The sequence below is a fragment of the Albidovulum inexpectatum genome, from assembly GCF_002927635.1.
Lineage (GTDB): Bacteria > Pseudomonadota > Alphaproteobacteria > Rhodobacterales > Rhodobacteraceae > Albidovulum > Albidovulum inexpectatum.
This window is the reverse complement of sequence record NZ_PRDS01000002.1, coordinates 58,731-70,654: the sequence shown is the minus strand read 5'-3', so window position 1 is coordinate 70,654 and position 11,924 is coordinate 58,731. Positions and strand designations below refer to the sequence as shown.

Below are 11,924 nucleotides of genomic sequence, written 5' to 3'. Positions count from 1 at the left end.
GCCCTGCGGCGGTGTCAACCGGGCAGGATCGAGACATTGTAGTTCTGCAACATGCCCCAGAAGGCCGTGATGAAGATCGAGATCATGCCGATGATCTGGATGCCCAGCCGCAGGACGGAAAGGTGTCGCATCAGGCCTTCGCCGCGCAAGCCCCGCGCCTGGATCGCGCGCGCGGCACGCACGCTGATGACGGCAACGATCGTCAGCGGCGCCGCGATCAGGAAGACGGCCTGGGAAAACTCGGCCCCATAGACGAAACCCGTGGTGGCCAGCACGCTGAGGATGAAGCCGATCATTGCCGAAAGCAGCGTTCCGGCCTCATCCACGATATAGGTGATCCGCCCGATATGGATGCGAACCAGTGTCTCGAGATCCTGGGTGGCCTGCCCGCCCAGCCGCCGCGCGCGCACGACCATGTCGAATGGAACCCCAAGGATCCAGTGCGACGTCGTGGACCATGTCACCGCCAGCGCGATCCAGTACCAAAGGTTCGAAAACGATCGAAGATCGATCAGATCGAAGATCTGCGTTTTCAGGTCCACGTGCGCTCCGCCTGCCTTGTGCGTTCCGATCTGGCGCGATGCTATCCGCGAGCGCAGGGCGATTCCACCCTTGAGATGACGTCCGATCCATGTAACGCGTCGTTGCAGGCCCCGTGGCTTGATCGGGGCAGGAACGGACGGAGCATGAAGATGACTCGCATTCCCCGCGCCTATGCGCCCTTCCCGCTGTCCCGACCGCGCAGGACCCGCCGTACCGCCGCGCTGCGCGATCTGATTGCGGAAACGCGCCTTGGCGTGAACGACCTGATCTGGCCGATCTTCGTGACGGATGTGCCCGGCGCGGACGCTCCGGTGGCGTCGATGCCCGGCGTGACGCGCGTCACGATCGACGGCGCGGTGCGCGCTGCGGCCGAAGCTGCCGAACTGGGCATCCCTGCCCTGTGCCTGTTTCCCTATACCGATCCGGCGCTGCGCACCGAGGGTTGCGAGGAGGCCTGGAACCCCGACAACCTGATCAACCGGACGATCCGCGCGATCAAGGCCGAGGTGCCCGATATCGCCGTGATGACGGATATCGCGCTTGACCCCTATAATGCCAACGGCCACGACGGGTTGGTGCGCGACGGCGTCATCCTGAACGACGAAACGGTCGAGGCGCTGGTCCGCATGGCCTTGGCGCAAGCCGAGTCAGGGGCCGACATCCTTGGCCCGTCCGACATGATGGATGGACGGATCGGGGCCATCCGTCGCGCGCTTGAATCGGCCGGCCATCAGGACGTTGCGATCCTCAGCTATGCCGCCAAATATGCCAGCGCCTTCTATGGTCCGTTCCGCGATGCCGTCGGCGCATCGGGTCGGCTGGTTGGCGACAAGAAGACCTATCAGATGGACCCGGCCAATCGGGACGAGGCCCTGCGCCTGGTCGCGCGCGATATCGACGAAGGCGCCGACATGGTCATGGTCAAGCCGGGCATGCCGTATCTGGATATCTGCCGCGCGGTGAAAGAGGCCTTCGGCGTTCCGACATTCGCCTACCAGGTGTCGGGCGAATACGCGATGATTTCGGGCGCCATCGCGAATGGCTGGCTGCGCGATGAGGTCATTCTGGAAAGCCTTCTGGCCTTCCGGCGCGCAGGGTGCGACGGCATCCTGACCTATTTCGCGCCACGCGTTGCGCGTATTCTGGCCGAAAGGGCCTGAACGGCGCGCTTGCGGATCTGCGATGGTGACAGCATGGGCGCCGTGCCATATTGGTAAGGGGCAAGATCGGTACGGGCGGAAACCGAACCGGCAAAAACGGAGCAGTGAGATGAGCGGAATTTCCCGACGCAAAGCGATGATCTGTGGGGCGGCTCTTCTTGGAGTGTCTGCCTGCGCCAATGGCCTTGGCAGCCAGGGGGCTGCGCGACTGGATGCACGGGTGGACGCCGCGCGCGACTATCTGCTGAATACCTATCCGGGCACGCGCGAACTGATGGAAAAGGCCGTGGGCGTGCTCTACATGCCGCTTGTGACCGAGGCCGGTCTGCTGACCTTTGGCGGCGGATACGGCCAGGGCGCGCTGCGGATCAATGACGTCACGGTTGACTATTATTCGGCAACCCAGGCCAGTGTCGGTCTTCAGCTTGGCGCGCAGCAATACGCCCATGCCCTGTTCTTCATGACGCCCGAGGCGCTTGCGGAATTCCGCGCGTCGCCGGGTTGGGTTGCTGGTGCCAACATCGCCTATGCCCTGCCCGATCAGGGCGGCTCGCTGGGGCTTGATACGGCCACGGCCTCGGCGCCGATCATCGCGCTGGTCTATGGCCAGGCGGGTTTCATCGCGGGCGCGCGCCTGACCGGAACGAAATACACCCGGATCATTCCCTGACAATGCTGCGGGCGGGGATCCCCCGCCCGACTTGCATCAATCGAACTTGCGCAGCCGCGCGATCAGGCTGGACGTGTCCCAGCGCCCGCCGCCCATCGACTGGACATCCTTGTAGAATTGATCGACCAGCGCCGTCACGGGCAGGCTTACGCCCAGCTCGTCCCCCGTGCGCAGACAGATGTCCAGATCCTTGCGCATCCAGTCCACGGCAAAGCCGAAATCGAACTTCCCTTCGGCCATGGTCTTGTGACGGTTGACCATTTGCCATGATCCGGCCGCGCCCTGGCTGATGACCTCGACCAGCCGTTCGATATCAAGCCCCGCCTTTTCGGCAAAATGCAGCCCTTCGGACAGCGCCTGCACAAGCCCGGCGATGCAGATCTGGTTCACCATCTTCGCCATCTGGCCCGATCCGACATCCCCAAGCCGGCGGCAGATCCTGGCATAGGCGGCGATGACCGGCTCTGCCCGCGCATAGCTTTGCTCGTCGCCGCCGCACATGACCGATAGCACCCCGCCTTCGGCCCCCGCCTGGCCGCCGGACACCGGCGCATCGACATAGCCCAGACCGCGTGCATGCGCGATTTCGGCCAGCTCGCGCGTGACCCTGGCCGAAACCGTCGTGTGATCGACAAAGATCGCGCCCTTCTCCATGCCCGAAAACGCGCCATGATCGCCCAGGCAGACGGCGCGCAGGTCGTAATCATTTCCCACGCAGGCCATGACGAAATCGGCCCCGCGGGCCGCTTCGGCCGGCGTCGCGGCATATGCGCCGCCATGGCGCTCCACCCAGGCGCGGGCCTTTGCCTCGGTGCGGTTATAGACCGTCACATCATGCCCCTTGGCGGCCAGATGGCCAGCCATGGGAAAGCCCATGACCCCCAGGCCCAGGAATGCCACTTTCGCCATCGTATCCTCCCTCGATCATTGCGAAGCCACGCGATCTGTCCTAGTTACCCTGTCAGCGCAGACGGTCAACCTGACAGTGGTTCGAACCCAATGCGCCAGATTCATGACCGCCATTTCGCCAGCTGCCTGGCAGCACAACCGACCACGCCCGACCGAGACACCGCGCCCGACAATGCAGACCGTCTTTCGCTGGCTTTTGCGCATCTTCGTTGGCATTGTCGTGCTCGGCGCGGCGGCGTTGACCCTTGCATGGTATTTCGCCGCGCGTTCGCTGCCAGACTACAACGAAACCATCACGATCGATGGTATCTCGGCCCCGGTCGAGATCGTGCGCGACACCGCGAACGTGCCGCATATCTTTGGCCAAAGCGACGAGGACGTGTTCTTTGGCCTGGGATTTGCCCATGCCCAGGATCGGCTGTGGCAGATGACGATGCTGCGCCGCACCGTCCAGGGACGGCTCAGCGAGGTCTTCGGCCAGCGAACGGTCGAAAGCGACGAACTGATGCGCAGGCTGGATCTGTACCGGCTTGCGGCGCAGTCCCTTGACGCGCAAGACGACAAGACCAAGGCCGCATTGCGGGCCTATGCGCGCGGCGTGAATGCGTGGATCGAAACCGTGAATGCCGAGGCGCGCGGCCGCGGAGCGCCCGAGTTCTTCCTGTTCTCGAACGAGATCGCTTTCTGGCAGCCGGCCGACTCGCTGGCCATCCTGAAGCTCATCGCCTTCCGAAGCACCGCACAGGCGCGCAGCGACGTGCTGCGCGCGCGGCTGTCGTTGCTGTCCCCGGACTGGGCGCGCGATCTGATGCCCGACATTCCCGGACCCGGCGTTGCCAGCCTGCCGCCCTATGCCAGTCTGGTGCCGGGCGTCCCCCGGACATATGCGGCGGTCGCGGGGGACGAGGATCCCCTGGCGCCTATGCCCGGAACGTGGAATGCGGGCGCCTCGAATGCCTGGGCCGCTGCCCCGTCCCGCTCGGCTGCGGGCGGGGCCTTGCTGGCGAATGACCCGCATGTCGATTTTGCCGCGCCTTCGCTGTTCTACCTTGCCCGCATCGAGCTTGAGTCCGGCGGTGTCATCGGGGCGACGATTCCCGGTATGCCGATCGTCATTGCCGGGCGCAATTCCCGGTTTGGCTGGGGCATCGGTGCGGCCTGGGCGGACGATCAGGACATCCTGCTGGAAGAGCTCGACCCCGCAGACCCGGGCCGCTACCGCTCGCCCGAGGGGTGGAAACCGTTCGAAACCCGCAAATCCATCCTGCAGATCAAGGATGCGCGGCCGGTAACCCTATCGCTGCAATGGTCGGACAATGGCCCCATCCTTCCGGGCAGTCTTCTTGGGCTTGCCGCCGTGACGCCGCCGGATCATGTCGCCAGCCTCAGCTGGACCGCGCTGACCCCGCATGACCCGTCGATGAGCGCCGCCATGCGGCTGATGCAGGCCGGCAGCATCGACGAGGCAATCGCGGCCGGCAAGGATCACGTTGCCCCGATCGTCAATGTCACCATGGCCGATCAAGAGCGGGTCGCGCTGGTCATGTTCGGCGCTCTGCCCGATCGCAACCCGCAGATGCGCGGCCAGGGCAGATTGCCCGCGTTGGGCTGGATGCCGGAAAATCGCTGGCGCGGGGTATTGCCGTTCGCGTCGAACCCCCGCTTTGTCGATCCGACGGGCGGCATCGTCGCCAATACCAACAACAAGGTCGTCGACCGCCCCTTTCCCAATCACGTCAGCTTCACCTGGGGCGACAGCCAGCGGATCCAGCGCCTGACCCGCCTGCTTCAGGAACGCGAGGTCCACACCCGTGAAAGCTTCATCGCGGCCCAGCTGGATACCGTTTCGCCCGCGGCGCGCACGCTTTTGCCGCTGGTTGCGGCCGATCTGTGGTTCACGGGTGAACCCGCCCCCGAAGGCACACCCGAACGGATGCGGCAACGCGCGCTGGAGCTGCTGGCCGAATGGGATGGCGAGATGAACGAGCACCTTCCCGAGCCGCTGATCTATGCCGCCTGGATGCGGGTTCTTCAGGACCGGCTGATCCGGGACGAGCTGGGCCCGCTCGCCTCGGCCTTTACCCATGTCGAGCCACTGTTCATAGAACGCGTCTATCGCGACATCGACGGCGCAGGGCATTGGTGCGATGTCATTCGCTCTTCCCGGGTCGAGACTTGCACCGAAATTGCCCGCGTGGCGCTGGACGAGGCATTGTTGCAGCTGACCGAGCGCTTTGGGCGCAACCTGGAAAGCTGGCGCTGGGGCGATGTGCACGAGGCCGCGCACGACCACCTGGTACTTGGGCGCATCCCCGTGCTGGGCTGGTTCGTCAATATCCGGCAATCGACCAGCGGCGGCGACTTTACGTTGAACATGGGGCGCACGGCCGGGATGGGCGCAGACCCGTTCCTGAACGTCAACGGGGCCGGCTATCGTGGCGTTTATGACTTCGCGGACCCCGATTCATCGGTTTTCATCATCTCGACTGGCCAGTCCGGGCACCCTTTGTCGCCACATTACGATGATCTGAGCGTCCTTTGGCGTCGCGGCGAATACGTGCCGATGTCACTGGATCCGGAACTGGCGCGGGCGGGCGGAACGGGCATCACCCATCTGCTGCCACGCCGCGAAATCGCGGCCGGCGGCCAGATCAGACCATCTGTTCGGGCAGGATCACGGTGAAACGGCTTCCCTTGCCCGGGGCGCTGTCGATCCGCAGGCGTCCCCGGTGGCGGTTCACGATATGCTTGACGATCGCAAGACCCAGCCCCGTGCCGCCCTTCTCGCGGCTGCGATGGGTATCCACGCGATAGAATCGCTCGGTCAGCCTTGGGATGTGGATGGGGTCGATCCCTTCGCCGCGGTCGCTGACGCTGACCGAGATTGCCGGACCGCGCAATATGGGATCGCGTTCGATCCGCCCGATTTCGATGCGAACCTCGCCGCCGGAGCCTCCATATTTGACCGCATTCTCGACCAGGTTGTGAAACACCTGCGTCAGCTGGTCGGCATCGCCGACAACCCAGACGGACCCGTCGGGCAGATCTGCGCGGATCGTCACCTGTGCCGATTGCGCCAGTTCGGACTGGGCAGAGACGACGGTGCGAAGGATCGGAATCAGATCGACACGGCTGGACGGACGGCTGCGTTCCATCGACTCGACCCGGCTGAGGGACAGAAGATCGCCCACCAGCCGGATCATCCGGCCCGCTTCGCGTTCCATGACCGCCAGAAAGCGGTCCCTTGCGGCCGCATCGTCGCGCGCGGGTCCCCGCAGGGTTTCGATGAAGCCGATCAGGGCCGTCAATGGCGTGCGCAATTCATGACTGACATTGGCCACGAAATCGCGCCGCATCGCGCCCGCCTGTTCCAGCGGCGTGACATCCTCGAAGGCCGCCATCGCCAGCCGCTCGCCCGTCAGGTCCAGCGCGGTGATCGTCACGGCCAGATGCGTGTCGTGCCAGCCTTCGGTCCGGACGATACGCCGGGTTTGGCGCGTGCCTTCCCGAAGACAGGATTCGACGGCCCCCAGGAATTCGGGATGCCGGATCGTGGCCGAAACGCGCCGGCCGACATTGACATTTCCCAACAGGCGATCGGCGGCTTCGTTGGCCGCGCGCACACGCTCTTCCTGGTCGATCAGCAGCAACGCGGTCGGCACCGCATGCATGATCTGGCCAATTTCCTCGATCCGCATTCGTCCCTCCAGCAGGTCCCGGCGCGCGCAGACTGGGCGCGCCATGGGCAGATTGCAATTGCTGCCTTCATTTCGCCATTCCAAGCGTCTAGACGTGACGTTTGCATGAATCGAGGGGGCAACGGATGGCAGAGATTCAGACCCAGGGCGCGATCGCGAAGATGGATCACACCGTCGCGGATACCGAAAGCCGGGTGATCGCCTGCGACGTGCCCCCATCCGTCTTGGCGCGGCTCAGGCGCCAGAACGGGACGCAAGTCCTGCAAGCGCATGCCGCGGAATTGAGCGCCCGAACGATCGCCGATACCCGCCCCGACATGGTTGTCGCGCCCCTGTTCGGACCCGTTCTTGACATCTGCGAGCTGGGCGCGTTCCTTGCCGAGATTGGCTATCGCGGCACCCTGGCCGTGCTGACGCCTCCTCTGCCAAACCCGGAAATCGTCCGCGAAGAGCTGACCACTGCCCTGCCCGAGCTTACGGTTCAGCTTGTGACCCTGCCGCTCCTTGCGGCAGCCTAGATCGCCCGCAAGCCCTTGCGGAAGCGGTCGGCATTGGCGCGATAATGCGCGGCCGATTGCAAGATGGCCGCGCGGGCGGCTTCGTCCAGCTCGCGAACGATGCGTCCGGGGGCACCCATGACCAGGCTGCCATCGGGAATTTCCTTGCCTTCGGTGATCAGGGCACCCGCCCCGATCAGGCATCCGTTGCCGATTCGCGCGCCGTTCAGCACGGTGGCGCCCATGCCGATCAGGCTGCCCGCGCCAATCGTGCAGCCATGCAGCATGGCCTTGTGACCGATCGTGCAACGGGGACCGATCGTCAGGGGGAATCCCATGTCGGTATGAAGAACGCAGTTTTCCTGGATGTTGGTGACCTCACCCACCGTGATGGGCTCATTGTCGCCGCGCAGGGTCGAACCGAACCAGACGCTGGCCCCGGCCTTCAGGACCACGCGCCCGATCACGTTGGCGTCGTGGGCGATCCATACCGTTTCGTCGACTTCGGGTGCGATTCCATCCAGTTCCCAGATCATCGGCTTTCGAACTCCTTGTTCAGCGATCGCACGAATTCCGAAAGCCCCGGAAGGCGTTCGCGACGCATCCTCTCGGCCCGGATGATGGTTTTCAGGTCGTCCTCGGTCCGGTCCAGATCGTCGTTGATCAGGACATAATCATATTCCGCCCAATGGCTGATTTCCGCCTCGGACTTGGCCATCCGGGCCTGGATGACCTCTTCGGGGTCCTGTCCGCGCGTACGCAAGCGCCGTTCCAGCTCGGCGATCGACGGCGGCAGGATGAAGATCGAAACGACATTCTTGCCCAGTACCGAGTTGCGGATCTGCTGGCCGCCCTGCCAGTCGATGTCGAACAGCGTGTCGCGACCCTCGCGCATGGCCTCTTCGACGGGCGCCTTGGGTGTTCCATAAAGATTGCCGAAGACTTCGGCATGTTCCAGCATCTCGCCGGCCCTGACCATGGCGAGAAATTCCTCGCGCGAGCGGAAGAAGTATTCCCGCCCGTCCACCTCACCCGGACGCGGCGGGCGCGTGGTTGCGGAGACCGAGAACTTCATCGTCGGGTCCCACGCCATCAACCGCCTTGCCAACGTGGATTTCCCCGCGCCCGAAGGCGAGGACAGGATGATGAGCAAACCCGTACGCTGCATGATCATTCCACGTTCTGAACCTGCTCCCGCATCTGATCGATCACGGTCTTCAGGTCAAGCCCGATCCGGGTCAGCTCGGCATGCCCTGCCTTGGAACACAACGTGTTCGCCTCGCGCATGAATTCCTGCATCAGAAAGTCGAACTTGCGTCCCACAGGTCCGTCTTCGGACAACAGGGCGCGCGCGGCGGCAACATGCGCCTGCAGGCGGTCCAGCTCTTCGCTGACATCGGATTTGACGACCAGAAGTGCCAGTTCCTGCGCCACGCGGCCCGGGTCGGCATCGGCCGCGCCGGCCATCACGCGCGCCAGATTGTCTCCCAGCGATCGTGCCTGATCCTCGCGTCGATTTTCCACGGCAATTCGGGCCTCGGCAATCAATGCCTCGATCTGGTCCAGGCGCAAGGCGATGGCTTCCTGAAGCCGTGAACCCTCTTGCGCGCGGGCATGCAGGAAGTCTTCCAGCAGGGGTTCAAGATCGGCCAGCAACGCATTGCGCAACGGCGCCGTGTCGATGTCTTCGGCGGATTCCTCGGCAACACCGCGCATCGAGAGGACCGAAACCGGGTCGACGGGCGCCGTTTCCACCCCTGCCGCGCGCGCCTCGTCACGAACCACGCGCAGCGCGTCCAGCACGGCCTTCAGCGCATCGGGATTGATCCGAAGGGTCGCGGCGCCGGGCTGGCGGGCGATCTTCAGGCTGAGCGTGACCGAGCCACGCGCCACGCGCCGCGCCACGATCGCGCGCGCGGCGGGTTCGAGCCCCTCGATCCAATCGGGCAGCCGCAAGCGAAGGTCCAGCGCCTTGCCATTCACCGACCGGATTTCCCAGACCCACTCATGTCCCTGGTCCGCGCCACTGCGCGTGGCAAAGCCCGTCATGGAATGCAGGCCCGGCTTGCGCGACAAAACGTCCTGCTGCTGATTAACCATCAATTAATTATCCCTTTGCGCGAGTGCGAGATCTTGTATTAACGTTTCGGTAAGGATCTGACCGGCAGGGTTAACAAACCGTTGCACCTTTAACAACGCACCGGGGCTCAGGATGACGCGGAAAGGCGTCAATCGCGCTGGACCAGACATCCGGACCCACCGGCCAAGCAAGCATGGCCAAGGCATCGAGACGATCGTGACACCGGAATTCACCAATCTGGAGGAGCTGCGCAACCTGTGGCAATCGTGCCGTGACGGGCACGCCGCGCCCCTGCGCAGCACGATCGAAGCGCGCGGCCTGGGCCAGGCGCAGGACCATGCGTTCATCGTGGATTGCAAGACCGTCGATCAGGCGCGTTTCCGGCGCGCGGGCGGTCTTGTGCGCGACCTGATGGGCATGGACGTGCGGGGCATGAAGGCCGATGCGATCTTCGATCCTGCCTTTCGCAATGATTGCGCCGCAGTGCTGCGCGCTGTCGTGGCTGGTCCCGCGACGGCAGAGTTGCGGCTTGTCTCTCCAGGCGGACCCTCTGTTGCGGAATTGATGGCCCGAATGATCCTGCTGCCATTGCGCGGCAGTCAGGGCACGATCGAATGGGTTCTGGGGGCCTTGGTCACGGACGGACCGATCGGCCGTCCGCCGCGTCGGTTCGGGATCGTGGCTCAGGACCTGGTCGCCATTTCCGGCGCAATTCCCGCGGTGCCTCGGCAAGGGATCTATGACTTGCCCGAAGTTTCCGAACCCCCAAGACAGGTGGGTTTTGCCGAGCCGCCCGCGGCGTTCGAAGGCAGGAAACACGACCAATCCATCCGGCGGCGCGGTCATCTGCGCCTGATCGTGTCGCGCGATTGAAAGGAATTCGGGCGGCCAAGGTGGCCGCCCGCAGAGTTGTAGTTGGTAGCGAGTGACGGCGGCGGTGCCTTACAGGCCCGCCGCCTTTTGCATCTGCCGACGGTCCCGCAGCTCCTCGGCGACAAGGAAGGCCAGTTCCAGCGCCTGGCTGGCATTCAGGCGCGGGTCGCAGGCGGTGTGATACCGGTCCGAGAGATCCTCCTCGGTCACGGCGCGCACGCCGCCGGTGCATTCGGTCACGTCCTTGCCGGTCATCTCGAAATGCACGCCGCCGGGGATCGAGCCTTCGGCCTTGTGGATGTCGAAGAACTCGCGCACCTCGCGCAGGACCGATTCGAATGGCCGGGTCTTGTAGCCGCTGGACGATTTGATCGTGTTCCCGTGCATCGGGTCGCAGGTCCAGACGACCTTGGCGCCCATCTCCTGCACGGCGCGGATCAATCGCGGCAGGTGATCGCCGACCTTGCCCGCGCCAAAACGCGCGATCAGCGTCAGCCGACCCGGTTCGTTCTCGGGGTTCAGTTTCTCGATCAGAACCTTCAGGTCATCGGTGGTCAGCGAGGGGCCGCATTTCAGGCCGATCGGGTTCTGCACGCCCCGGCAGAATTCGACATGCGCGCCATCGGGCTGGCGGGTCCGGTCGCCGATCCAGATCATGTGCCCCGAGCCCGCCACGGGCAAACCGCTGGTCGAATCGATTCGGCACAGCGCCTCTTCGTATTCCAGCAGAAGGGCCTCGTGGCTGGTGTAGAAATCGACCGTCTGAAGCGCATGGACCGTGTCCGAGGTCACTCCGGCCGCCGCCATGAAGTCCAGCGCATCCTCGATACGCTCGGCGATCTCGCGATAGCGTTTGGCCTCGTCTTCCGCCGTGAAGCCCGAGATCCAGCTCTGGACCCGGTGCATGTCGGCGAAACCGCCGGTCGAAAATGCCCGCAGCAGGTTCAGCGTGGCAGCGGCCTGGGTATAGGCCTGCAGCATCCTGTTCGGATCGGGCACGCGCGCTTCGGGTGTGGGCTCGAACCCGTTGATGATGTCACCGCGATAGCTGGGAAGCTCGACGCCGTTGACCACTTCGGTCGGCGCCGAACGCGGCTTGGCGAATTGTCCGGCCATGCGGCCGATCTTGACGACCGGCAGCTTGGCACCCCAGGTCAGGACGACCGCCATCTGCAGAAGCACCTTGAAGGTGTCGCGGATATTGTCCGCCGAGAATTCCGAGAAGCTTTCGGCGCAATCCCCGCCCTGCAGCAGGAAGGCGCGACCCTCGGCCACCTCGCCCAGGGCGCGCTTGAGCTTGCGCGTCTCACCGGCAAAGACCAGCGGCGGCAACTGCGCCAGCCGTGCCTCGACCGCGCGCACGGCGTCGAGGTCGGGATAGTCGGGCATCTGCACCCGAGGCTTCTCGCGCCAACCGGATTTCGTCCAGCCCTTCTGCATATCTATCTCCTTGCCTTCGCCGATAACGTTAACGGCGCGGTTATAAGCCAGCCT

The 11,924-nt window shown here is 64.5% G+C and carries 12 protein-coding genes; 5 read left to right on the top strand and 7 right to left on the bottom strand.

The window, feature by feature from the left end:
- Window positions 1-14: 14 nt before the first annotated feature.
- Window positions 15-542, bottom strand: coding sequence for a component of SufBCD complex (locus tag LV82_RS03670; protein ID WP_104069377.1), 528 nt, complete (start codon window positions 540-542; stop codon window positions 15-17).
- A gap of 150 nt (window positions 543-692) precedes the next feature.
- Here LV82_RS03670 and hemB point away from each other — a divergent pair, with 150 nt between their 5' ends.
- Both hemB and LV82_RS03660 read left to right on the top strand, forming a co-directional pair.
- Window positions 693-1,703, top strand: coding sequence for a porphobilinogen synthase (hemB, locus tag LV82_RS03665; protein ID WP_104069745.1), 1,011 nt, complete (start codon window positions 693-695; stop codon window positions 1,701-1,703).
- Between the two features lie 109 nt (window positions 1,704-1,812).
- Window positions 1,813-2,373 (top strand): lipid-binding SYLF domain-containing protein, encoded by a 561-nt coding sequence (locus tag LV82_RS03660; protein WP_104069376.1) that lies wholly within the window; start codon window positions 1,813-1,815, stop codon window positions 2,371-2,373.
- 36 nt (window positions 2,374-2,409) lie between these two features.
- On the opposite strand, the gene LV82_RS03655 is transcribed toward LV82_RS03660, so the two are convergent.
- The gene (locus LV82_RS03655) at window positions 2,410-3,282 is read right to left on the bottom strand and encodes an NAD(P)-dependent oxidoreductase (protein WP_104069375.1); all 873 of its coding nucleotides are present in this window, start codon (window positions 3,280-3,282) and stop codon (window positions 2,410-2,412) included.
- 172 nt (window positions 3,283-3,454) lie between these two features.
- Between LV82_RS03655 and LV82_RS03650 the strand changes: the two genes are divergently transcribed.
- The gene (locus LV82_RS03650) at window positions 3,455-5,965 is read left to right on the top strand and encodes a penicillin acylase family protein (protein ID WP_104069374.1); all 2,511 of its coding nucleotides are present in this window, start codon (window positions 3,455-3,457) and stop codon (window positions 5,963-5,965) included.
- Here LV82_RS03650 and LV82_RS03645 read toward each other — a convergent pair.
- Window positions 5,934-6,980: an ATP-binding protein gene (locus LV82_RS03645; protein ID WP_104069743.1), complete on the bottom strand. Its 1,047-nt coding sequence runs from the start codon at window positions 6,978-6,980 to the stop codon at window positions 5,934-5,936. The genes LV82_RS03650 and LV82_RS03645 overlap by 32 nt on opposite strands.
- Before the next feature lie 125 nt (window positions 6,981-7,105).
- Between LV82_RS03645 and LV82_RS03640 the strand changes: the two genes are divergently transcribed.
- On the top strand, window positions 7,106-7,498 hold the full coding sequence (locus LV82_RS03640) for a hypothetical protein (protein WP_104069373.1): 393 nt from the start codon (window positions 7,106-7,108) through the stop codon (window positions 7,496-7,498).
- Here the strand turns inward: LV82_RS03640 and LV82_RS03635 are convergent.
- Genes LV82_RS03635 through LV82_RS03625 form a run of 3 tightly spaced genes read right to left on the bottom strand, consistent with a single transcriptional unit; the run spans window position 7,495 to window position 9,577 of the window.
- Window positions 7,495-8,013 (bottom strand): gamma carbonic anhydrase family protein, encoded by a 519-nt coding sequence (locus LV82_RS03635; RefSeq protein ID WP_104069372.1) that lies wholly within the window; start codon window positions 8,011-8,013, stop codon window positions 7,495-7,497. The genes LV82_RS03640 and LV82_RS03635 overlap by 4 nt on opposite strands.
- The gene (gene gmk / locus LV82_RS03630; protein ID WP_104069742.1) at window positions 8,010-8,645 is read right to left on the bottom strand and encodes a guanylate kinase; all 636 of its coding nucleotides are present in this window, start codon (window positions 8,643-8,645) and stop codon (window positions 8,010-8,012) included. Before gmk ends, LV82_RS03635 begins: the two co-directional genes overlap by 4 nt.
- A gap of 2 nt (window positions 8,646-8,647) precedes the next feature.
- Window positions 8,648-9,577: a YicC/YloC family endoribonuclease gene (locus LV82_RS03625; protein ID WP_245873061.1), complete on the bottom strand. Its 930-nt coding sequence runs from the start codon at window positions 9,575-9,577 to the stop codon at window positions 8,648-8,650.
- 112 nt (window positions 9,578-9,689) lie between these two features.
- Between LV82_RS03625 and LV82_RS03620 the strand changes: the two genes are divergently transcribed.
- Window positions 9,690-10,430, top strand: a complete 741-nt coding sequence (locus LV82_RS03620) for a PAS domain-containing protein (RefSeq protein ID WP_104069371.1) — start codon at window positions 9,690-9,692, stop codon at window positions 10,428-10,430.
- A gap of 69 nt (window positions 10,431-10,499) precedes the next feature.
- On the opposite strand, the gene LV82_RS03615 is transcribed toward LV82_RS03620, so the two are convergent.
- Window positions 10,500-11,870 (bottom strand): class II 3-deoxy-7-phosphoheptulonate synthase, encoded by a 1,371-nt coding sequence (locus tag LV82_RS03615; RefSeq protein WP_104069370.1) that lies wholly within the window; start codon window positions 11,868-11,870, stop codon window positions 10,500-10,502.
- Window positions 11,871-11,924 lie beyond the last annotated feature (54 nt).

Coding starts and splice junctions, on each gene's coding strand:
- hemB (WP_104069745.1), top strand. CDS start 693: ATGACTCGCATTCCCCGCGCCTATGCGCCCTTCCCGCTGTCCCGACCG.
- LV82_RS03660 (WP_104069376.1), top strand. CDS start 1,813: ATGAGCGGAATTTCCCGACGCAAAGCGATGATCTGTGGGGCGGCTCTT.
- LV82_RS03655 (WP_104069375.1), bottom strand. CDS start 3,282: ATGGCGAAAGTGGCATTCCTGGGCCTGGGGGTCATGGGCTTTCCCATG.
- LV82_RS03650 (WP_104069374.1), top strand. CDS start 3,455: ATGCAGACCGTCTTTCGCTGGCTTTTGCGCATCTTCGTTGGCATTGTC.
- LV82_RS03645 (WP_104069743.1), bottom strand. CDS start 6,980: ATGCGGATCGAGGAAATTGGCCAGATCATGCATGCGGTGCCGACCGCG.
- LV82_RS03640 (WP_104069373.1), top strand. CDS start 7,106: ATGGCAGAGATTCAGACCCAGGGCGCGATCGCGAAGATGGATCACACC.
- LV82_RS03635 (WP_104069372.1), bottom strand. CDS start 8,013: ATGATCTGGGAACTGGATGGAATCGCACCCGAAGTCGACGAAACGGTA.
- gmk (WP_104069742.1), bottom strand. CDS start 8,645: ATGCAGCGTACGGGTTTGCTCATCATCCTGTCCTCGCCTTCGGGCGCG.
- LV82_RS03625 (WP_245873061.1), bottom strand. CDS start 9,577: ATGGTTAATCAGCAGCAGGACGTTTTGTCGCGCAAGCCGGGCCTGCAT.
- LV82_RS03620 (WP_104069371.1), top strand. CDS start 9,690: ATGACGCGGAAAGGCGTCAATCGCGCTGGACCAGACATCCGGACCCAC.
- LV82_RS03615 (WP_104069370.1), bottom strand. CDS start 11,870: ATGCAGAAGGGCTGGACGAAATCCGGTTGGCGCGAGAAGCCTCGGGTG.